The following is a 20,799-nucleotide window of genomic DNA, read 5'->3' as shown; positions in this document are numbered from 1 at the left end:
TAGGGGCGGCCCACTGACATCTCATCTCCTGTCAGTGGGCCCTGGTCACAGTGCCTGCCGCCTGGTGAGCGTGGTGAACGCCAGCCAGCCGGGCAGCACCGGCAGCCAGAAGGTCAGCACCCGGAAGAGCAGCACCGCGGAGGTGGCCGTCGCCGAGTCCAGGTGGCCGATGGTGGTCAGACCGGCGATCAGCGCGCCCTCGACCGCGCCCAGGCCGCCCGGCGTCGGGGCCGCGGAGCCCAATGCGTTGCCCGCCAGGAAGACCACCGCGATCGCCGCGAAGTTCACCTCGCCGTGGAAGGTGCGGATGCTGGCGTCCAGGCACAGCACGAAGGCGAGGGTCAGCAGCAGGGTGCCGCCGATGCCCGTGGTGAGCTTCATCGGCTGCTGCAGCACGTCCAGCATGCGCGGCACCACGCCGGCGAACAGCGCCCGCACCCGCGTGGAGACGAAGCGCCGCAGCGGCGGGACGGCGGTGACCACCAGGAACAGCACGCCGGCCGTCAGCAGACCCGCCATCACCGTGCGGGACGGCGACAGCGAGGGCGTCTTCTCGGTGCCGGTGATGTAGCCGAACACCAGCAGCAGGCTGATGTGCGAACCGAGGCCGACCAGCTGCGAGGCCCCCACGCTCGCCACCGCGAGGCCCGGGCGCACACCCGACTTCTGCAGGTAGCGCGTGTTCAGCGCCACGCCGCCGATGGCGGCGGGGGCGACCAGCTTCACGAAGGAGCCGGCGATCTGCGCCAGCGTGGTGCGCAGGAAGGACAGCTTCTCCGGCACGAAGCCGGACAGCGCCATCGCCGCCGCCACGTAGCTGAGCGCGGAGGCCAGCACGGCCACGATGACCCAGATCCAGTTCGCCTCGCCGAGCAGTGTCGCCGGGTCGATGCTGCTGATCTGGGAGAGCAGGAAGTACGCGGCGAAGGCGCCCGCGATGATGCTGATCAGCGTGCGCGGCCGCACCCGTTCCAGCCGTACCGGCTCCACCGGTGCCTGCGGGCGGATGAGCAGCACCTGGTGACGGATCCGGGTGAGCAGGTCCTCCTCACGGGCCCCGTCCAGCGCGTCCTCCATCGCCTTCTTCTCGGCGCGCCGTTCCGCCTTGGTCTCCTTGCCCGTCTCCTTGGTGCCGCTTCCGTCGGTCTCCCCGTCCGCCCGCCGGGCCCGGGACGCGGCCAGCACGGCGTCGCGCTCGCGCTGCGCCCGCTCCCTGGCGAGCTGCTTGAGCGTGGCCCGGGTGGTACGGCTCAGGGCGATGGGCTGCAGCAGGGGCAGCGAGTCGGCGACGGCGTCCGGGCCCAGCACGGCGACGGCCGAGGCCACCGACCGCTCCGGTCCGACGCGCAGCGCCAGGGTGGTGAGCAGCTGCGCCACGTCCATGCGCAGGACGATGTCGCCCGCGGCGATCTCCCCGCCGCGCAGGTCGGTCAGGAAGACGCCGCCGCAACGATCCATCTTCAGGGCCTCGCCGACCAGCCGGCGGTGCGCGATCCGCCGCGACTGCAGCGCCCGCACCTGCTCCCAGGCGCCGTGCAGCACCTCGTCGGTGATCTCCTCGTCCGACAGCGCGTCCAGCGAGCGCCCGCTCATGTGCTCGTAGACCAGCATCACGGCGTCCGGACCCAGCTCCGAGGTGGCGATCAGCCGAGGGGCGTTGGCACCGGCGGCGATGGCCGCGTAGGCGAGCAGCGCCTCCTGCTCCAGCGCCTGGCGCAGCGACTGCAGGCTGCGCCGCTGGGTGATCCCGCGCAGCTGGAGCCGGCGCCACATCCGGTAGAAGAAGCCGTGCGCCTGCTGCTCGCGGTCCACCACGGTGACGTCGAGCAGCGGGCCGTCCTCGAGCGTCACCAGGTAGCGGCGGCCCCGGTCGGAGTCGGGCGCGTCGGGGAACTCGTCCTCCGCGCGGACCGCCGTCAGCGGTGCGAAACCCACCCGGCGCAGGCCCGCGAGCAGGTTCTGGCCGGTCGGGCGGACGTTGGGCGAGCCGACCCCGTAGAGCGTGCCGTAGGCGACGGTCCAGCCGATGAGCACCGTCACGACGATCGAGAACGGTGTGGTGTAGCCGCCGACCAGTACCGCGAAGGAGTCCACGACCAGCACGAACCACAGCGCCACCCGCCAGCGCGGGCGCCGGGCCATGCCGACGGCCGTCATGTAGGCGATGACCGGTGCCAGGTAGCCGTGGACGGGGTCGGTGATGCCGCCGCCGGGCGCGTCGCGGGTCAGCGCGTCCCGGATCGCCACGGGGGCCGCGTCCGACACCCACAGGTCGGTCGCCAGCGACACCCCGTGCGCCAGGACCGCGGCCAGCACGCCGTCCGCGATGCGCAGTCCGTCCCGTTTGATCAGCCGTTCCACGGCGAACGCCACGGGCACGATCAGCACCGCCACGGTCGCCAGCAGCCCGGCGATCGTGATCAGCGGCTCGGGTGCGTGCGTCGCGCCCTCGGCGATGTCCTGCTCCACGCCGGAGGTCGTCGCGTGCGCGAAGCCCGCGATCATCAGCACGATCGCGATGCCGAGCAGCCCGAAGAGGAAGCGCATGAGGTCGACGGGCCGGTGCACGCGCGCGGGCAGCAGCGGTTCGTCGCGCGCCACCGGGTCGGTGTGCGGGGAGGTGCCGGTGGTCCGTGCGCCGTCGGCCGCGTCGGCCGCGTCGGCCGCGTCGTCTGTGCCGGGTTCGTCGGGTTCGCCCGGTGGCCGTGCCGCGTCCGCGTCGTCCGCGGCGTTCCTTTCCGGCTCCCCGGCCGGGGTCTCCTCCGCCGGAGCGGCCGGGCCGTCACCGTCGGGGTCCGCACCGGACGCGCCGCGGGCCTGCGGTTCCTCGTCCGGCCCGGGGTGCGCGGCGGCCCGCTCCGCACGGCCGGCCCCGTCCTCCGCCGCGGTCACGGCGTCGTCGCCGGAGGCCGGCGCCACACCCGTGGACGGCGGGACCCCGGCCCCGTCGTCCGTGTCACCGGGCGCACGCGGGGCCTGCGACACGGCGGTGGAACCCTCGGCCGGGGCGCCGTCCCCGGGGCCCTCGGAGGCAGCGGGGACCGCGCGAGCGGCTCCGTTCCCGCTCGCGTCGTGCTCTCCGGCTGTCTCTTTTTGATCTCGTATCACCAGTCACCGCCCGGATGATGGTGGCACGAGCGGCCCGCGCATGGGCGCAGGAGGGGGCAATTCGCCGTTCCGGGCGCCCCCGCGCGCGCTCCCGCCGCCCGCGACTGTCGGTGCCGTGGGGCACCATGTGACGGATGAGCAAGGACACCGCGCACGACCCGGACGACGGTCCGGGCGACGCCCCGGAGCTGCCCGCGTACGCGGAGCGTGTGCTGGACGTCGCCGAGCGGATCCCGCCCGGACGGGTCATGACGTACGGCGACGTCGCCGAGTGGCTGGGGGAGGGCGGCCCCCGGCAGGTGGGCCACGTCATGGCGCTGTACGGCGGGGCCGTGCCGTGGTGGCGCGTGGTGCGCGCGGACGGCGGGCTGCTGCCGGGCCACGAGCTGCGCGCCCTGGAGCACTACCGCGCGGAGGGCACCCCGCTGCGCCCGGCCCCGCGCGCCGCGAAGGGCCACATACCCCGTCTGGACATGCGCGTGGCCCGCTGGGACGGCACGGACCCCGTGCCCGCCCCCGGCGGGGACGACTGACGACCGGACGCTCACACCATCCAGCTTCCGCCATCGGGGACGGGTTGATGCGATCCGCCGTCCGGAAGGAGTACGGCCCCCCGCGCCCGGCCGCTCCCGCATCCGTACCGGAAGGACGGGACGCGCGGCGCCCCCGGTGACCGGTGGCGTACCGTCGGCACCCGGCCTCCCCCGGCCACCGGGAGCCCAGGCCCCCGCATCCGCACCCGCACGCACACGGAACCGGCGAACCACGTGACCTCCTCCTCCACACGCCAGACGGACGCCGCCGCACGGCGCTCCGGGGGGACGGTCGGGCCTTCCGGCGGCTACCGCCTGCTACGGACCGCTCCGGATCCGGTGACGCCCCCTGAACTGGACGCCGCGCAGCGCGCCGTGGTTGAGCACCCCGGCGGTCCGCTGCTCGTCCTGGCCGGGCCGGGCACGGGGAAGACCACCACCCTGGTCGAGGCCGTCGCCGAACGCGTGCGGCGCGGCACCGACCCGGAACGGATCCTCGTCCTCACCTTCGGGCGCAAGGCCGCGGGTGAACTGCGGGACCGCATGGCCGCCCGGATGGGCGGCGCGGTCGCACCGCAGGCCACCACCTTCCACTCCTTCTGCTACGCCCTGGTCCGTGCCCACCAGGACCCCGAGCTGTTCGCCGACCCGCTGCGACTGCTGTCCGGCCCCGAGCAGGACCTGGCGGTGCGCGAGCTCCTGGCGGGCGAGGCCGGACTGGAGCGCCGGGGGCGGACCCGGGTCCGCTGGCCGGACGAGCTGCGCGCGGCCCTGACGACCCGCGGCTTCGCCGACGAGGTGCGGGCCGTGCTGGCCCGCACCCGCGAGCTGGGCCTCGGCCCGCGCGCCCTGGCCGTGTTCGCCGGCCGCACGGGCCGCCCCGACTGGTCGGCGGCGGCCGGCTTCCTCGCCGAGTACCTGGACGTCCTCGACCTGCAGGGCGTCATCGACTACGCCGAACTGGTGCACCGCGCGGTGCTGCTGGCCGGGCGCCCCGACGTGGCACGCCACCTCGCCGGGGCCTACGAGGCCGTGTACGTCGACGAGTACCAGGACACCGACCCGGCGCAGGTGCGGCTGCTGCAGGCGCTCGCCGGCGGCGGCCGCCACCTGGTGGCGTTCGGCGACCCCGACCAGTCCATCTACGCCTTCCGCGGCGCCGACGTGAACGGCATCCTCGGCTTCCCCGAGGCCTTCCGGCACGCCGACGGCCGCCCGGCCGGCGTCCGGGTCCTGACCACCTCCCGCCGCTCCGGCGCCGGTCTGCTGGCCGCCACCCGGCTGCTCACCCGCCGGATGCCGCTGACCCGGCTCCCGGCCGCGGCGGTGCGCGCCCACCGCGAGCTCACGCCGGTCCGCGAGGGGGGCTCGGTCGCCGTCCGCACCTACCCGACGCCCGGCGCCGAACTCGACGGCATCGCCGATGTGCTGCGCCGCGCCCACTTGGAGGACGGCGTCCCCTGGTCCGACATGGCCGTGCTGGTCCGCGCGGGGTCCCGCTCGCTGCCCGTGCTGCGGCGGTCCCTGACCTCCGCCGGGGTGCCCGTCGACATCGACGGCGACGACCTCCCGCTGCGCGACGAGCCCGCCGTCGCCCCGCTCCTGCTCGCCCTGCGGGTCTGCGCACAGGCCGTGCTGCCCGACGCCCCGGAACCGGGCATCGGCGTCGAGGACGCCCTGACCCTGCTCGGCTCCCCGCTCGGCGGCATGGACGCCGCCGACCTGCGCCGCCTGGGCCGCGCCCTGCGCGAGGAGGAGCGGGCCGCCGGGGTGGCCGTACCGCGGCCGTCGGACGAACTGATCGCCGAGGCGCTGGCGGAGCCCGAGCGCCTGGTGGCGCACGACCCCTCGTACGCGCGGGGCGCCCAGCGGCTCGGCGGGCTGCTGCGCAAGGGACGCGAGCTGCTGGCCGGCGGCGGCACCGCCGAGGAGGCGCTGTGGGAGCTGTGGGACGGCACCCCCTGGCCGGGCCGCCTGGAGCGCGCCGCGGCACGGGGCGGCGCGGCCGGCCGCAACGCCGACCGTGACCTGGACGCGGTGTGCGTGCTCTTCGACACCGCCGCCCGCGCCGAGGAGCGCACCGGCGGCCGCGGCGCGCTCAACTTCCTGGAGGAGCTGTCCGCCCAGGACATCGCCGCCGACGTGCTGACCCGCCGTGCCGTCCGGCCCGACGCCGTACGCCTGATGACCGCGCACCGCTCCAAGGGCCTGGAGTGGGGGCTCGTCGTCGTCGCGGGCGTCCAGGAGGGGCTCTGGCCCGACCTGCGGCGCCGCGGCTCGCTGCTGGAGGCCGACCGCATCGGCCGTGACGGCCTCGCGGAGCCGCTCACCCCGGGCGCGCTGCTCGCCGAGGAGCGCCGGCTGTTCTACGTCGCGGCCACCCGGGCCCGCGAGCGGCTCGTCGTGACCGCCGTGAAGGCCGCCGCCGACGACGGCGACCAGCCCTCCCGCTTCCTCACCGAACTCGGCGTCGAGCCCGCCGACGTCACCCACCGGGCGCGCCGCCCGCTGTCCGTCGCGGCCCTCGTCGCCGAGCTGCGCGCCACGACCGTCGACCCGGCCGCCTCCCCGGCGCTGCGCGAGGCCGCCGCCCGCCGGCTGGCGAGGCTCGCGGGCCTGGAGGACGCCGGCCAGCCCCTGGTGCCCGCCGCCCATCCCGAACGCTGGTGGGGCCTGTACGAGCAGACCCGCTCCGGGGTGCCGCTGCGCGACCGCGACGAGCCGGTCACCCTCTCCGGCAGCGCGCTCGACCAGCTGGCCAACACCTGCGCCCTGCAGTGGTTCCTCGGCCGCGAGGTGAAGGCCGAGCCGCCCTCCACGGCGGCCCAGGGCTTCGGCAACGTCCTGCACGTCCTCGCCGACGAGGTCGCCTCCGGCAGCACCCCGGCCGACCTGGACGTGCTCATGGAGCGCCTGGACTCGGTGTGGAACGCGCTGGCCTTCGACGCGCCGTGGAAGTCCCAGCAGGAGAAGGAGAACGCCCGGGCCGCCCTGGAGCGCTTCCTGCGCTGGCACGTCATGGAGCGCGGCCGGCAGGCCGTCGCCTCCGAGCACGGCTTCGACGTCACCTTGGAGACGGGGGACGTGGCCGTCCGCATCCGCGGCAGCATGGACCGCGTCGAGACCGACGCGGACGGCAACGCCTACGTCGTCGACTTCAAGACCGGCAAGGCCAAGCCCACCGCCGCCGAGGTCGAGGGCCACCCGCAGCTCGCCGTCTACCAGCTGGCCGTCCGCGAGGGCGCCGTCGACGAGCTCTTCCACGGCACCCGGCCCGCCCCAGGCGGCGCCGAACTCGTCCAGCTGCGCATCGGGGCCGCCCGCCGCGACGGCGGCGACGCCCAGCCCACCGTCCAGCACCAGGAGGCGCTGAGCGGCGACTGGGCCGACTCCCTGCTCGCCGACGCCGCCGCCCGCGTCCTCGACGAGCGGTTCACCCCCTCCACCGGACAGCACTGCGAGAACTGCGCCTTCCGCGCTGCCTGCAGCGGCCGCCCGGAGGGCCGGCACGTGGTGGAGTGAGGCGGGAGCCTCAGCCCCCGGGAGCCTCGGCCGTCAGCCCGAGGTCCTGGGCGGCCTTCAGCAGGCGCCGGTCGTAGGTGACGAACACGAGCGGATCCGCGCCCACCTGATCGGCGAGCAGCTGCGCCGTCGCCAGATGGATCGAGCCGAGCGAGCGGAGCAGAGGATCGCCGTACGCGGCAGCCGTGGCACGGACGGTCGCGTCGGTCCTCAACCGGTAGAGCCGGACGATCAGCCCGGGGACCCCGGCGAGTGCCTGCGGGGCCGATCGGCGCAAGGCCCGCGGCACCTCCACCTCGACGAGGGAGGAGGACACCAAGGGCTCGTCGGGGCGGTCGTTCAGCCAGGCGACCAACTCCTGTGTGCCCTGCTCCCGGGGCAGATCACCAGCGCTCCTCGTCCCGCAGCGCGACGAGTGCCGCCGCCGTGTCGGTCTCCGGGGCGCCGAGCAGGGGCGGCACCGGGACCGGGCCGGAGGACAAGGGTGGGGTGGCGCGTCCCTCGGCGACCATGCGGTCCAGCACGGACTGGCTGCCCGGGACGGGCACGAGACGGGCGACGGGGGCTCCGCTCACGGTCACCTCCAAGGTCTCGCCGCGCTGCACGCGCGCGAGCACGGCGCTGGTGTTCTGGTTCAGCTCGCGTACCGGGATGCGCTCCATGCCCCCAACGTAGGACGTGATGTTCCGCATCGTTGGGGAGCAACGTCCCCGAGCGGGTGACAGCCTGCGGACCGGGCGGCGGCGGCCGCTGTCGGTGGTGCCCGATAACCTCCCCTTCGTGTCCTCCCGCATCACCGGTCCCGAGCAGCTGAAGGAGCTGCTGGGCATCCCGTTCACCCCGGAGCAGCTGGCGTGCATCACCGCGCCGCTCGCCCCGCAGGTGATCGTGGCCGGCGCCGGTTCCGGGAAGACGACCGTCATGGCGGCGCGCGTGGTGTGGCTGGTCGGCACCGGGCAGGTCGCGCCCGAGCAGGTGCTGGGGCTGACGTTCACCAACAAGGCCGCCGGTGAGCTGTCGGAGCGCGTGCGCAAGGCGCTCGTCCGGGCCGGCGTCGGCGACCCCGACCCGGCGGACCCCGACCACGCGCCGGGCGAGCCGCAGATCTCGACGTACCACGCCTTCGCCGGACAACTGCTCAAGGAGCACGGACTGCGCATCGGGCTGGAGCCGACCGCCCGGCTGCTCGCCGACGCGACGCGCTACCAGCTGGCGGCGCGCGTCCTGCGCGCCGCGCCCGGTCCCTTCCCCGCGCTCACCAAGGGCATCCCGAACCTGGTCAGCGATCTGCTGGCGCTGGAGGGCGAGCTCGCCGAGCACCTGGTGCCGCCCGAGCGGCTGCTCGCCCACGACCGGGAGTGGCTCGCCGCCCTCGGCGGCATCCGGCTGGGCAACGCGGATCTGCGCAGGCTCCCCGAGACGGCCCGCGCCCGCATCGACCTGACCGGGCTCGCCGCCGCGTACCGCGCCGAGAAGAAGCAGCGCGACCTGCTCGACTTCGGCGACCAGATCGCCCTCTCGGCGACCCTGGCCCGCACCCGCCCCGAGGTCGGCCGCATCCTGCGCGAGCAGTACGCCGTGGTGCTGCTCGACGAGTACCAGGACACCTCCGTCGCCCAGGGCCTGCTGCTCTCCGCGCTGTTCGGCGACGGCACGGGACATCCGGTGACCGCCGTCGGTGACCCCTGCCAGGCCATCTACGGCTGGCGCGGCGCCTCGGTGGCCAACCTCGACGACTTCCCGGTGCACTTCGCGCACGCCGACGGGAGCCCCGCCCGGCGCCAGTCCCTGTCGGAGAACCGGCGCAGCGGCGGCCGGCTGCTCGACCTCGCCAACGACCTCGCCGCCGAGCTGCGCGAGCGCCACGAGGGCGTCGAGGCCCTGCGGCCGGCGCCCGGCGCCGAACGGGACGGCGTCGTGCGCTGCGCGCTGCTGCCCACCCAGGAGGCGGAGATCGCCTGGCTCGCCGACTCCATCGCGCACCTGGTCCGCACCGGCACCGCGCCCGGCGAGATCGCCGTGCTGTGCCGGGCCGCCGGTCACTTCGCCGACATCCACGCGGCGCTGGTGGCCCGTGACGTGCCGGTGGAGGTGGTGGGACTCTCCGGGCTGCTGCACCTTCCGGAGGTCGCCGACCTGGTCGCCGTCTGCGACGTGCTGCAGGACCCGACGGCCAACGCCGCCCTCGTCCGGCTGCTCACCGGGCCGCGCTGGCGGATCGGGCCGCGCGACCTGGCCCTGCTCGGACGGCGGGCGCGGCTGCTGGTGCCGGGCCGCGGCGACACCGCGGACCGCCTGGCGGCCGCGGTGGCGGGCGTCGACCCGGCCGAGGTGATCTCGCTCGCCGACGCCCTGGAGACCTTCGTCGACGGCGAGCCCGCGGACCGCCTGCCCTTCTCCGCCGAGGCGCGGGTGCGCTTCGCGCGCCTGGCGACCGAGATACGCGAGCTGCGCCGCGCCCTCGCCGACCCGCTCATGGACGTCCTGCACCGGGTGCTGGCCGTCACCGGCCTGGAGGTCGAGCTCTCCGCGTCCCCGCACGCGCTGGCCGCCCGCCGCCGGGAGACCCTGCACGCCTTCCTGGACATCGCGGCCGGCTTCGCCTCCCTGGACGGCGACGCCACATTGCTGGCCTTCCTCGGCTTCCTGCGCACGGCGGCGCAGTACGAGAAGGGCCTGGACAGCTCGCTGCCCGGCGGCGAGAACACGGTGAAGGTGCTCACGGCGCACAAGTCCAAGGGCCTGGAGTGGGACGTCGTCGCCGTCCCCGGGCTGGTGCGCAAGGGGTTCCCGAGCGAGCGGGGCCGTGAGCTGTGGCACTTCAACGCCAAGGTGCTGCCGCACTCACTGCGCGGTGACGCCGCCACCCTGCCCGACGTGGAGGAGTGGTCCCGGGCGGGCCTGGCCGGGTTCAAGGCGGCCATGGCCGAGCACAACCGGGTCGAGGAACTGCGGCTCGGCTACGTCACCTTCACCCGCCCGCGTTCCCTGCTGCTCGGCTCCGGCCACTGGTGGGGGCCCAGCCAGAAGCGGCCCTTCGGCCCGTCCGCCTTCCTCGAGGCGCTGCGCGCGCACTGCGAGGCCGGGTACGGCGAGGTCGAGCACTGGGCCGAGGAGCCCGCGCCGGACACCGGCAACCCGGCGCTGACCCGTACGGGTGAGACGCCGTGGCCGCTGCCCCTGGACGAGGCCGCCCTGGCCCGCCGCCGCGAGGCCGCACGCAGGGTGCTGGCCCACCTGCGGGCCCCGGTCGCGTACCCGGCGGCAGCCCCGCCCGACCCCGACTGGCCACCCCCCGAGGACCAGGAGGAGCCGCCGCCGTACGACGAGTACGACGGCTACGGGGATTACGACGGCTACGACGCGTACGGCGACCCGTACGAGGAGGGCCCCTACGGCCCGGACGACGCGGGCGACAGGGGGGACGCGTCCGCGCCCCGCCCCGCCATCCCGGGCCAGCCCGGCCCGCCCGCGTCCGGCCACGGAAGCGGCGACGAGGGGCTGCTCCCCGAGGAGGCCCGCGCCGTCGCGTCCTGGGACCGGGACCTCGACGCCCTCACCGAGGAACTGCTCCGCTCCCGCGCGGCCGTCCGCGACGTCCCGCTGCCCGCCACGCTCAGCGCCTCGGCGCTGCTGCGGCTGGCCGCCGACCCCGACGGCTTCGCCCGCGAGCTGGCCCGCCCCATGCCCCGCCCGCCGCAGCCCGCGGCCCGGCGCGGCACCCGCTTCCACGCCTGGGTCGAGTCCCGCTTCGAGGAGCTGCCGCTGATCGCCCCCGAGGAGCTGCCCGGCATCGAGGGCGACGACGAGATCGCCGACGAGCGCGACCTCGCCGCGCTCAAGGAGGCGTTCCTGCGGACCCCGTACGCCGAGCGCACCCCCTACCGTGTCGAGGCGCCGTTCCAGATCGGCCTCGCCGGGAGGGTGATCCGCGGCCGGATCGACGCGGTGTACCGGGAGGGTGAGAGCTACGAGATCGTCGACTGGAAGACCGGGCGGTCCGGCACGGCGGACCCGCTGCAGCTGGCCGTCTACCGGCTCGCCTGGGCCGAGCGGTACGGGGTGCCGTTGTCACAGGTCACGGCCGCTTTCCTGCACGTCAGGACGGGGGAGGTGAGCCGGCCGGGGCCGCTGCCGGACCGGGCCGCGCTGGAACGCCTGCTGCTGGGTGGGCCGGAACCCGGGCCCGGGACCGCGTCCGGTGCCGACGCCGGAGGTCCCGGCGTCGCCCGATAGGCTCAAGGCCATGAGCACCACCCCGGACAGCGTCGTCCGCACGTACGTCGAAGCCCATCGCGAGGCCTTCCTCGGCGACCTCGCCGAGTGGCTGCGGATCCCCTCGGTCTCGGCCGATCCGGAGCGCGCCGCCGACGTACGGCGCAGCGCCGAGTGGCTGGCGGCGAAGCTGAAGGAGACCGGCTTCCCGGTGGCGGAGGTCTGGGAGACGCCCGGCGCCCCCGCGGTCTTCGCCGAGTGGCCGTCCGACGCCGCGGACGCGCCGACGGTGCTCGTCTACGGCCACCACGACGTGCAGCCCGCCGCCCTGGAGGACGGCTGGGACGGCGACCCCTTCGAGCCGCGGGTCCGGGACGGCCGGATGTACGCGCGGGGCGCCGCCGACGACAAGGGCCAGGTGTTCTTCCACACACTCGGGGTCCGCGCCCACCTGGCCGCCACCGGCCGCACCGCCCCCGCGGTGAACCTGAAGCTGCTGATCGAGGGCGAGGAGGAGTCCGGCTCGCCGCACTTCACCGACCTCGTGCGCGCCCACGCCGGGCGGCTGGCCTGCGACACCGCGATCGTCTCCGACACCGGCATGTGGGACGAGGACACCCCCACCGTCTGCACCGGCATGCGCGGCCTGGCCGACTGCCAGATCGACCTGTACGGCCCCGACCAGGACATCCACTCCGGCTCCTTCGGCGGCGCCGTCCCCAACCCCGCGACCGAGGCGGCCCGGCTCGCCGCGGCGCTGCACGACGCGGACGGCCGCGTCACGATCCCCGGCTTCTACGACGGCGTCGTCGAGCTCAGCGGCCACGAGCGCGAGCTCTTCGCCCGGCTGCCCTTCGACGAGGAGCGCTGGCTGCGCACCGCCAGGTCGCACGCGACGAGCGGCGAGGCCGGCTACTCCACCCTGGAGCGGGTCTGGGCCCGGCCGACCGCCGAGGTCAACGGCATCGGCGGCGGCTACCAGGGCCCCGGCGGCAAGACCATCGTGCCGTCCTCGGCACAGCTGAAGCTGTCCTTCCGGCTGGTGGCCGGGCAGGACACCGACCGGGTGCAGCGGCTGGTCACCGACTGGGTCGCGGCCCGTGTCCCGGCCGGGATCCGGCACGAGATCACCTTCTGGGGCGCCACCCGCCCCTGTCTGACCCCGCTGGACCACCCCGCGCTGCGCGCGGTGACCCGGGCGATGGGCCGGGCCTTCGGCAAGGAGGTCCTGTTCACCCGCGAGGGTGGTTCCGGTCCGGCGGCCGACCTGCAGGACGTGCTCGATGTCCCCGTCCTGTTCCTGGGAATTTCCGTGCCGTCCGACGGTTGGCACTCGGTGAACGAGAAGGTGGAGCTCGACCTTCTGCTCAAGGGCGTGGAGACGTCCGCGTACCTCTGGAGCGAGTTCACGACTCTGTAAGCATCCGCACCCATCCGCGCGCTACGGGGAGTTGACAGCAATCTTGTCCGATACGTCCGGAACCGGCGCCACCTTCGACGTGACCGCCTTCCCGCCGCCCCTCGCCCGCCCGTCGGGCGTGGACCGTGCCTCCGAGCACCGGCTCGACGAGGCGTGGCTGGCGGCCGCCTGGAGCCACCCGGCGACCAGGGTGTTCGTGGTCTCCGGGGGGCAGGTCCTGGTCGAGGACACCCCGGACGGCCGCCCCGAGCTGGTGATGATGCCGAGCTTCGAGGCGCCCGAGAGCGAGGTGCACCGCTACTTCCTCGGCGTCGACGAGGAGGGGGTCCGCTACTTCGCGCTGCAGAAGGACTCGCTGCCGGGACGCCTGGACGAGGCGGCCCGCCCGGCCGGGCTCCGGGAGGTCGGGGCCCTGCTGTCGGACCGCGACGCCGGCCTGATGGTGCACGCGGTCGCGCTGGAGAACTGGCAGCGCATGCACCGCTTCTGCTCGCGCTGCGGGGAGCGCACCGTGGTGGCCGCCGCCGGCCACATCCGCCGCTGCCCGGCCTGCGGCGCCGAGCACTACCCGCGCACCGACCCCGCGGTGATCATGCTGGTCACCGACGACGAGGACCGGGCGCTGCTGGGCCGCCAGGCGCACTGGCCCGAGGGGCGCTTCTCGACGCTGGCGGGCTTCGTGGAGCCGGGCGAGTCGATCGAGCAGGCCGTGGTGCGGGAGGTCGCCGAGGAGGCCGGGGTGACCGTCGGCGAGGTGGCGTACGTCTCCAGCCAGCCCTGGCCGTTCCCCTCCAGCCTGATGCTGGGCTTCATGGCGCGCGCCACGTCCGCGCAGATCACCGTGGACGGCGAGGAACTCCACGAGGCGCGCTGGTTCTCCCGCGAGGAGTACCGCAAGGCGATGGAGACCGGCGAGGTCCTGCCGCCGTACGGGATCTCCATCGCGGCGCGGCTGATCGAGCGCTGGTACGGGATGCCGCTGCCGGCCCGCCGCTGAGGGCGGGCCCGGCGCTGCCCGGCCGTGCTGACGCGCGGCCGGGCGGGACCTGCCTCAGCCCGCGAGGGCCTGCTTGACCTGGGCGAGGCTGGGGTTGCTGAGCGCCACGGCCTCGGCGCCGCTCTTGGGCGCCACCAGCAGTGTCGGGACGAGCTGGTTGCCCCCGTTGACACTCTCGACGAACTTCGCCGAGTCCGGGTCGTGCTCGATGTTGACCTCCGTGTAGGCGATGCCCTCACGGTCCAGCTGGCCCTTCAGGCGGCGGCAGTAGCCGCACCACGTGGTGCTGTACATCGTCACAGTGCCGGACATCGGTGTTCGCTCCTTCAAGGCTGGGGATGACGTCGATCCCAGAACGCTAACCCCTCGCCGCGGCATTCCTTGCAATCGTTCGCGGTACGACCATCCGACCTCAGCTGTGGATAACTTTCCCGCCCGTCTCCCGGGACCTGGCAGCATGGCGGGGTGACTGCACCAACCCACTCCCCGCTCTTCCCGGACTTCCCCGCCGTCCCGGAGTCGCCGGACGCCGTGCTCGCCGGGCTCGACCCCGAGCAGCGCGCGGTGGCCACCGCCCTGCACGGCCCGGTGTGCGTGCTGGCCGGAGCCGGCACGGGCAAGACGCGCGCGATCACCCACCGGATCGCGTACGGGGTGCGGGCCGGGATAATGCAGCCGGCCAGTGTGCTCGCGGTCACCTTCACCGCCCGCGCGGCGGGGGAGATGCGCGGGCGGCTGCGGCAGCTCGGCGCGGGCGGCGTGCAGGCGCGCACCTTCCACTCCGCGGCGCTGCGGCAGCTGCAGTACTTCTGGCCGCGGGCCGTCGGCGGCGAGATGCCGCGGCTGCTCGAGCGCAAGATCCAGCTCGTCGCGGAGGCCGGGGCCCGCTCCCGCATCCGGCTGGACCGAGGCGAGCTGCGGGACGTCACCGCCGAGATCGAGTGGGCCAAGGTCACCCAGACCGCCCCCGAGGACTATCCCGGGGCCGCCGCCAAGTCCGCGCGCGACGTGCCGCGCGACCCCGCCGAGATCGCCCGGGTCTACACGACGTACGAGCAGCTCAAGCGCGACCGCGCGGTGATCGACTTCGAGGACGTGCTGCTGCTCACCGTCGGCGTCCTGGAGGACCGGCCGGACGTGGCCGAGGCCGTCCGCTCCCAGTACCAGCACTTCGTCGTCGACGAGTACCAGGACGTCAGCCCCCTGCAGCAGCGCCTGCTGGACCTGTGGCTCGGCGGCCGGGACACCGTCTGCGTCGTCGGCGACGCCTCGCAGACCATCTACTCCTTCACCGGCGCCACCCCGGAGTTCCTGCTCGGCTTCCGCAGCCGGCACCCGGAGGCCACGGTGGTCAAGCTGGTCCGCGACTACCGCTCCACCCCCCAGGTGGTGCACCTGGCCAACGGGCTGCTGTCCCAGGCCCGGGGCCAGGCCGCCCAGCACCGCCTGGAACTGGTCTCGCAGCGCGAGGCCGGCCCCGAACCGGTCTACACCGAGTACGCGGACGAGCCCGCCGAGGCCGAGGGCACCGCCCGGCGGATCCGCGAGCTGATCGACGAGGGCGTGCGGCCCAGCGAGATCGCCGTGCTCTACCGGGTGAACGCCCAGTCCGAGGTCTACGAGCAGGCGCTCGCCGACGCCGGCGTGCCGTACCAGCTGCGCGGCGCCGAGCGCTTCTTCGAGCGTCCCGAGGTCCGCGAGGCCGGGATGCTGCTGCGCGGTGCCGCGCGGGCCGGCGGCGGCTCCGACCCGGGAGTGGACGACGCGGACCTGCCCGGCCACGTGCGGGCGGTGCTCAGCACCCGCGGCTGGTCCACCGAACCGCCGGCCGGATCGGGCGCGGTCCGCGACCGCTGGGAGTCGCTGGCCGCCCTGGTGCGGCTGGCCGAGGACTTCTCCCGGGCCCGGCCCGAGGCCGCGCTCGCGGACTTCGTCGCCGAGCTCGACGAACGCGCCGGCGCCCAGCACGCCCCGACCGTCGAGGGCGTCACCCTTGCCTCGCTGCACGCCGCCAAGGGCCTGGAGTGGGACGCGGTGTTCCTGGTCGGCCTGACCGAGGGCACGATGCCGATCACCTACGCCAAGACCGACGAGCAGGTCGAGGAGGAGCGCCGGCTGCTCTACGTCGGCGTCACCCGCGCCCGGTTCCACCTCGCCCTGTCGTGGGCGCTGTCCCGCTCGCCGGGCGGCCGCGGCGGCCGGCGCCCCTCGCGCTTCCTGGACGGGCTGCGGCCCGGCTCGGCGGCCCGGGGCCGGGCGGGCGGCCGTTCGGCCGCCACGGGTGGCGTGGAGCGCGGCTCGGGCGGCAGGAAGCGACGCGGGCCGGTGCAGTGCCGCGTGTGCGGGCGCACCCTGTCCGACGCGGGCGAGATCAAGCTGATGCGCTGTGAGGACTGCCCCTCCGACATGGACGAGGCGCTGTACGAGCGGCTGCGCGAGTGGCGGGTGGAGCAGGCGAAGGCACTGGGCCAGCCGGCCTACTGCGTCTTCACCGACAAGACGCTGTTGGCGATCGCCGAGGTGCGGCCCACCACGGAGGGGGAACTGTCCGTCATCTCCGGCGTCGGCGCCCGCAAACTCGACAAGTTCGGCGCCGACGTCCTCGCCCTGTGCGAGGGCCGCGAGCCCGGCGGCGAGGCGGGTGCCGAGGCCGGTGGCGAGGCACTTGACGAAGCCGTTGCAGAAGAGCCCGGAAAATAGTTTGCGCGCCCCGAGGAAATCCCCATAGCCTGCGTGAGCGCGAACGACGCGGCTCTGTGAAGGACCTTCCCGGAGCGGTGGAATCCGTGATGTACTGACCCAGCACCACCTGCCAGACCAGCCCTACGAGACGCCGAGAGGAGGCGAGACCAGTGACCAGCTTCATGACGAAAATGACCGATCGTCCGGTCGCCGCCGCCTGCTCCCTTGGTGCCTCGCTCCGTGGCACCGGTCTGTCCAGCCGCCTGTCCGGCGGTCTGCCCACCACTGTCCTCTCCATTCGAGAGCGCGGCGGCGAGCGACCGACGCAGGCGCCGGTGGTGGCAGTGATGGCTGAGGCTCAGGCCTATGCCTTTGCGGCGACCAATGGTGCCGGAAACCAGAAGCAGCAGCACCCGAAGTGGGCCTTCCGCGGGCTCGAACCCTGGAGTGATCCAGTCTGATCGACGATCAGGCCGGCGCCTTCAGGGCCGCGGAATCCCAGACCGGGATCCGCGGCCCTTCTGTTTTCCCACCCCCCGACAAACAGACGAGGAACGAAGCGATCGTGCATCTCACCCCGCACGCACCGTCCGTACCCGCCCCCGCACGCCCGCCCGTCATCCAGCACCGCGCTGGTGACGAGGCACTCCGCGCCGCACCGCCTGACCCTGACCCGGAGGTCCCCTTGCTGCCCCTCACCGAGCTCGACGACGAGATCGACCGCCTCGGCGTCCCCGTCCCGTGCCGGACCTACGACCCGGAGGTCTTCTTCGCCGAGTCCCCGGCCGACGTCGAGTACGCCAAGTCGCTGTGCCAGACCTGCCCGGTCCGCGAGGCCTGCCTCGCCGGCGCGAAGGACCGCCGTGAGCCCTGGGGTGTCTGGGGTGGCGAGCTCTTCGTCCAGGGCGTCGTGGTGCCGCGCAAGCGTCCCCGTGGCCGTCCGCGCAAGAACGCGGTTGTGGCATGAAGCGCCCAGCCGTCGGAACGATCGACCGTCCCCTCACGCACGACCCCAAGAAGCAGGCCCCGATGAGCCCGTCCGCCACCGAACGTCCCGCCCCGCCCTCCGACGCTCCCGCTGAGCGTCAGAACAGGAACCTCGAAATGCAACTCATGCCAGAAGCCCTGGCCCGTGCCCATATGCAAGAGCGCCTCTACGAGGCCGAGCACGAACGGATGGCCCTCCGCGTGCTCAAGGCCCGGCGCCTGCAGCGCCGTGCCGAGCGTGCCTCGCTCCGCGCCCGCCGGGCGCTGGCGATGGCCGTGATGCAGTAGCGCCGGCACATCGGCAACGACACACAGCCGCGGGGCCGGTCGATTTCGACCGGCCCCGCGATATCGTCACGAAGTGGACCAGAAGACTCAATTCGAACGGGTCGGGACTGCTCCTACGACGACGACGTGTGCCCGGTGCGGGGCCGTCGCCGAGGGACTCCCCCTCACTTGGACCTGCTCCGTCGAGAACGGCAGTCGCGTGTACTTCTGCGACGACTGCGCCCGCACCAACATCCGCAGCATCGAGGGTCGGCTGGACTCCTCCTGGTGGTAGCGCCGCCCGGGGCCCCTGTGCCTAGGCCGAGGCGTCCTCGGTCTCGGACAGCGGGGCCAGGCCCTCCCCGGAGAAGCCCGGCAACCACTCCAGCAGCTCGTCCCGCAGCCTGACCGTGGCCGCCAGCTGGCACAGCACCCCGATGGTGCTGAGCGTCACCCGGTGGATGAGCAGGTACGAGGGCGGCAGGTTGAGCTGCTTGCCGAGCTGGTGCGCCGGTGAGCGCGGGTCGGCGATCCGCGCCGCCTGCGCGCGCATCCAGCCGCGCGCGAAGGTGAACTCCTCCACCGCCGCGGGCTCGATGATCGGCCGCAGGTAGTCCAGCACGGCGTCGGGGTCGAGCGCGATGGTCGGCTTGACGAAGCCCTCCTGGCAGAGCATCGCGTGCACCGAGTCCGCGTCGTCGGCGAGCGCCAGGCGCAGCGCCGTCCCTATCGGCAGCGGCAGGCCCTCGGGGAGGCGGTCCACCGTGCCGAAGTCGAGCACGCCCAGCCGCCAGCCCTGCGCCGGGCCGTCGTCGACGAGCAGCCGGAAGTTGCCCGGGTGCGGGTCGGCGTGCAGCAGTCCGGTGCGGGCCGGACCGGCGAACAGGAAGTGCGCCAGCAACTGGCCCGCGCGGTCGCGCATCTCCGGCGTGCCCCGTGAGATCACCTCCGCCAGCGGCACCCCGTCCATCCACTCGGTGACCAGTACCTGGTCCGTGCGGTGCACCACGTCCGGGACCACCACGTCCGGGTCGTCGGCGAACTCCACCGCGTGGGCGTGCTGCGCCTGCGCCTCCAGCTCGTAGTCCAGTTCCTCCGAGACCCGGTCGCGCAGCTCCGAGATCAGCGGCTTGATGTCCATGCCGGGGATGAGCGGCCCGAACAGCCGTGCCACCCGGCTGAGTTGGTTGAGGTCCGACAGCAGGGCGTCCCCCGCGCCGGGGTACTGGACCTTCACCGCGACCTTGCGGCCGTCGTGCCACACGGCCCGGTGCACCTGCCCGATCGAGGCGGCCGCAGCCGGCTGGTCCTCGAACTCGGTGAAGAACGTGCGCCAGTCCTCGCCCAGACGTTCGGCCAGCACGGCGTGCACGGTGCGGGCGGGCATCGGCGGCGCCGCGTCCTGCAGTTTGGTGAGGGCGGCACGGTAGGGGCCCGCGACCTCCTCGGGCAGGGCGGCCTCGAAGACCGAGAGGGCCTGCCCGAACTTCATGGCACCGCCCTTCAGCTCGCCGAGCACCTTGAAGAGCTGCTCGGCCGTCCGCTCCTGCAGCTCGGTGGCGACCTCTTCCGCGGGGCGTCCGCCGAGCCGCTTGCCCAGCCCCAGCGTTGCCCGCCCGGCGAATCCCAGTGGGAGCGCCGCCAACTTGGCGGTACGGGTCACCGCTTTGCGCGGAAGATCAGACATGCGCCCCCTCTTTCCGATCGGTCACCTCGTCATTGTCCCCCGCCCCTCCCGGAGCATGGCACCGGCGGTGTCACAAACCTCCGGCGTCGTCGGTCACCCCCGCCTCCACGGCGTGCGCACCGCACCCGCACCTGCGGTCGCCCGGCACCGGCCGCACCTCCGTCGTCAGCCGGGCGAGCCCCAGCTCGACACGCCCGCCGCAGCTCGGCGGCCGGCCGCCGTCGACGAAGGCCAGGGCGTGCGCCGCCGCGAGCCCCGCGACCGTGGTGGCCAGCGCGACGTCGCAGGCGGGGACCCCGCCCCGGCCGGACCGCAGCTGCGCCAGCACCCGCGGCCAGGCGGCGTCGGCGTCCGCCATCCGCAGCCCCAGGCATCCCGCGCACCCCGTGCTCCCCGGCACCACCAGCGGACCCACCACTCCGCGGCCCTCCAGCACCCCCGTGTAGAGATGCGGGATCCCGGCGGCCATCAGCGGCTCGTCCTCCTGGGCGTCGGGGGCGTAGGCGGCCAGGCCTTCCCGTGGCGCGACCACCACCAGGGACAGCCCGGGCTCCGGCACGGCGGCCGGCCCCCGGCGGCCCGGCGCCGCGGCCCGCGGGTCGGGTGCCGCCCTGCGCACCAGACCGCGCGCCGCCGCGTCCCGGCGCTCGCCGATGTGCTCGGCGGGGATGCCGCCCGGCGCGGTGTCCCAGGGTTCGACCCGGCCGCCGTCACGCACCTCGACCCTGCCGACCCCCGCCGCGGACAGGACGGCCGCGACCGTGGCGCCGACCCGGCCGGCCCCGGCCACCCGTACCCGGGCGGCCCGCCGCCGGCCCATCCGGTCCGCCGCCCCGCCGGGGTCGGAGTGCACCACCGACAGGGCCGCCAGGTCAGGACGGAGCCGGTCCAGCGCGGCCGAGTGGTGCCGTATCGTCTCGGACAGCTCGGCGTGCGCCGTGGCGTCGTCGAGCACACCGCCCTCGGCCAGCAGCCCGAGCAGCCGCCGGGCCTGCGGGGGCCGCAGCCCCAGCGACTCGGCCTCGCGGGAGAGCGGACCGAGCCCGCGCGTGCCGTCGAGCAGGTCGAGGAAGGCGGCGGCCGCGCCGTCCACCGGGTCCAGGACCACCGCGTGCGCCGGGTCGACGCCGAATTGCAGGCTTTCCCGGCTGCGCCAACTACGGCGCATCGCCGGCTTGAGCATGGGACGCATCGCCACCCCCGTGGGCAGAGTTCCCGATCCAGGGACCGTTCCGATTCCGTGCCGTACCAGCATGCACGGAATCCACGGACAGGCCGTGAAAGTTATCCACAGGCACGACGAATGATCATTCGATATGACCGGGACTCGGCATCTTCCCGCCCTCCTTTTCCACCGGGCACCACCGGGGGCGGGACTTCC

The 20,799-nt window shown here is 74.5% G+C and carries 16 protein-coding genes; 10 read left to right on the top strand and 6 right to left on the bottom strand.

Translation table 11 applies throughout. The features are described 5' to 3' along the window. Nucleotides 1-45 precede the first annotated feature (45 nt). A complete protein-coding gene (locus ACFZAU_RS05805; protein ID WP_500551241.1) occupies nt 46-2,985 on the bottom strand; it encodes a lysylphosphatidylglycerol synthase transmembrane domain-containing protein in 2,940 nt (979 codons plus the stop codon). 257 nt (nt 2,986-3,242) lie between these two features. Between ACFZAU_RS05805 and ACFZAU_RS05800 the strand changes: the two genes are divergently transcribed. Next, nucleotides 3,243-3,641 carry an MGMT family protein gene (locus ACFZAU_RS05800; RefSeq protein WP_500551240.1) on the top strand — a complete coding sequence of 133 codons (399 nt, stop codon included), beginning with the start codon at nt 3,243-3,245 and terminating at the stop codon, nt 3,639-3,641. A 234-nt stretch (nt 3,642-3,875) separates the two neighbouring features. Then, nucleotides 3,876-7,163: an ATP-dependent helicase gene (locus ACFZAU_RS05795; protein ID WP_500551239.1), complete on the top strand. Its 3,288-nt coding sequence runs from the start codon at nt 3,876-3,878 to the stop codon at nt 7,161-7,163. A 10-nt stretch (nt 7,164-7,173) separates the two neighbouring features. Here ACFZAU_RS05795 and ACFZAU_RS05790 read toward each other — a convergent pair whose 3' ends face one another. Together ACFZAU_RS05790 and ACFZAU_RS05785 are read right to left on the bottom strand one after the other, a co-directional pair. Next, complete coding sequence (locus ACFZAU_RS05790; RefSeq protein ID WP_500551238.1) at nt 7,174-7,518, bottom strand: PIN domain-containing protein; 345 nt, start codon at nt 7,516-7,518, stop codon at nt 7,174-7,176. 28 nt (nt 7,519-7,546) lie between these two features. Continuing rightward, complete coding sequence (locus tag ACFZAU_RS05785; RefSeq protein ID WP_500551237.1) at nt 7,547-7,825, bottom strand: type II toxin-antitoxin system Phd/YefM family antitoxin; 279 nt, start codon at nt 7,823-7,825, stop codon at nt 7,547-7,549. Nucleotides 7,826-7,943: 118 nt separating this feature from the next. Here ACFZAU_RS05785 and ACFZAU_RS05780 point away from each other — a divergent pair, with 118 nt between their 5' ends. From ACFZAU_RS05780 to nudC, 3 genes are read left to right on the top strand one after another with little or no spacing between them, the layout of a single operon-like run. After that, a complete protein-coding gene (locus ACFZAU_RS05780; protein WP_500551236.1) occupies nt 7,944-11,399 on the top strand; it encodes an ATP-dependent helicase in 3,456 nt (1,151 codons plus the stop codon). A gap of 10 nt (nt 11,400-11,409) precedes the next feature. Then, a complete protein-coding gene (locus tag ACFZAU_RS05775) occupies nt 11,410-12,798 on the top strand; it encodes a dipeptidase (RefSeq protein ID WP_500551235.1) in 1,389 nt (462 codons plus the stop codon). A gap of 43 nt (nt 12,799-12,841) precedes the next feature. Further along, on the top strand, nt 12,842-13,795 hold the full coding sequence (gene nudC, locus ACFZAU_RS05770; protein ID WP_500551234.1) for an NAD(+) diphosphatase: 954 nt from the start codon (nt 12,842-12,844) through the stop codon (nt 13,793-13,795). Nucleotides 13,796-13,849: 54 nt separating this feature from the next. On the opposite strand, the gene ACFZAU_RS05765 is transcribed toward nudC, so the two are convergent. Continuing rightward, nucleotides 13,850-14,107, bottom strand: coding sequence for a mycoredoxin (locus ACFZAU_RS05765; RefSeq protein WP_499606927.1), 258 nt, complete (start codon nt 14,105-14,107; stop codon nt 13,850-13,852). A gap of 153 nt (nt 14,108-14,260) precedes the next feature. On the opposite strand from ACFZAU_RS05765, the gene ACFZAU_RS05760 reads away from it, so the two are divergent. From ACFZAU_RS05760 to ACFZAU_RS05740, 5 genes are all read left to right on the top strand, one after another. Then, complete coding sequence (locus tag ACFZAU_RS05760) at nt 14,261-16,495, top strand: ATP-dependent DNA helicase UvrD2 (protein ID WP_500551233.1); 2,235 nt, start codon at nt 14,261-14,263, stop codon at nt 16,493-16,495. A gap of 164 nt (nt 16,496-16,659) precedes the next feature. Further along, nucleotides 16,660-16,938 (top strand): hypothetical protein, encoded by a 279-nt coding sequence (locus ACFZAU_RS05755; RefSeq protein ID WP_500459401.1) that lies wholly within the window; start codon nt 16,660-16,662, stop codon nt 16,936-16,938. Between the two features lie 104 nt (nt 16,939-17,042). Continuing rightward, nucleotides 17,043-17,444: a WhiB family transcriptional regulator gene (locus tag ACFZAU_RS05750; protein WP_500551232.1), complete on the top strand. Its 402-nt coding sequence runs from the start codon at nt 17,043-17,045 to the stop codon at nt 17,442-17,444. Next, complete coding sequence (locus ACFZAU_RS05745) at nt 17,441-17,752, top strand: putative WhiB-interacting protein (protein WP_500459247.1); 312 nt, start codon at nt 17,441-17,443, stop codon at nt 17,750-17,752. Before ACFZAU_RS05750 ends, ACFZAU_RS05745 begins: the two co-directional genes overlap by 4 nt. Before the next feature lie 73 nt (nt 17,753-17,825). Beyond that, nucleotides 17,826-18,026, top strand: coding sequence for a hypothetical protein (locus ACFZAU_RS05740; protein WP_326572546.1), 201 nt, complete (start codon nt 17,826-17,828; stop codon nt 18,024-18,026). A 21-nt stretch (nt 18,027-18,047) separates the two neighbouring features. Here the strand turns inward: ACFZAU_RS05740 and ACFZAU_RS05735 are convergent, their stop codons facing one another. Both ACFZAU_RS05735 and ACFZAU_RS05730 read right to left on the bottom strand, forming a co-directional pair. Then, nucleotides 18,048-19,418, bottom strand: coding sequence for an ABC1 kinase family protein (locus tag ACFZAU_RS05735; RefSeq protein WP_500459248.1), 1,371 nt, complete (start codon nt 19,416-19,418; stop codon nt 18,048-18,050). A gap of 70 nt (nt 19,419-19,488) precedes the next feature. Further along, on the bottom strand, nt 19,489-20,610 hold the full coding sequence (locus ACFZAU_RS05730) for a TOMM precursor leader peptide-binding protein (RefSeq protein ID WP_500551231.1): 1,122 nt from the start codon (nt 20,608-20,610) through the stop codon (nt 19,489-19,491). Nucleotides 20,611-20,799: the final 189 nt, after the last annotated feature.

The sequence above is a fragment of the Streptomyces sp. NPDC008238 genome (assembly GCF_042956445.1).
Lineage (GTDB): Bacteria > Actinomycetota > Actinomycetes > Streptomycetales > Streptomycetaceae > Actinacidiphila.
This window is presented reverse-complemented; position numbering and strand designations above follow the sequence as displayed.

Coding starts and splice junctions, on each gene's coding strand:
- ACFZAU_RS05800 (WP_500551240.1), top strand. CDS start 3,243: ATGAGCAAGGACACCGCGCACGACCCGGACGACGGTCCGGGCGACGCC.
- ACFZAU_RS05785 (WP_500551237.1), bottom strand. CDS start 7,825: ATGGAGCGCATCCCGGTACGCGAGCTGAACCAGAACACCAGCGCCGTG.
- ACFZAU_RS05775 (WP_500551235.1), top strand. CDS start 11,410: ATGAGCACCACCCCGGACAGCGTCGTCCGCACGTACGTCGAAGCCCAT.
- ACFZAU_RS05765 (WP_499606927.1), bottom strand. CDS start 14,107: ATGTCCGGCACTGTGACGATGTACAGCACCACGTGGTGCGGCTACTGC.
- ACFZAU_RS05755 (WP_500459401.1), top strand. CDS start 16,660: ATGACGAAAATGACCGATCGTCCGGTCGCCGCCGCCTGCTCCCTTGGT.
- ACFZAU_RS05745 (WP_500459247.1), top strand. CDS start 17,441: ATGAAGCGCCCAGCCGTCGGAACGATCGACCGTCCCCTCACGCACGAC.
- ACFZAU_RS05735 (WP_500459248.1), bottom strand. CDS start 19,418: ATGTCTGATCTTCCGCGCAAAGCGGTGACCCGTACCGCCAAGTTGGCG.
- ACFZAU_RS05730 (WP_500551231.1), bottom strand. CDS start 20,610: ATGCGTCCCATGCTCAAGCCGGCGATGCGCCGTAGTTGGCGCAGCCGG.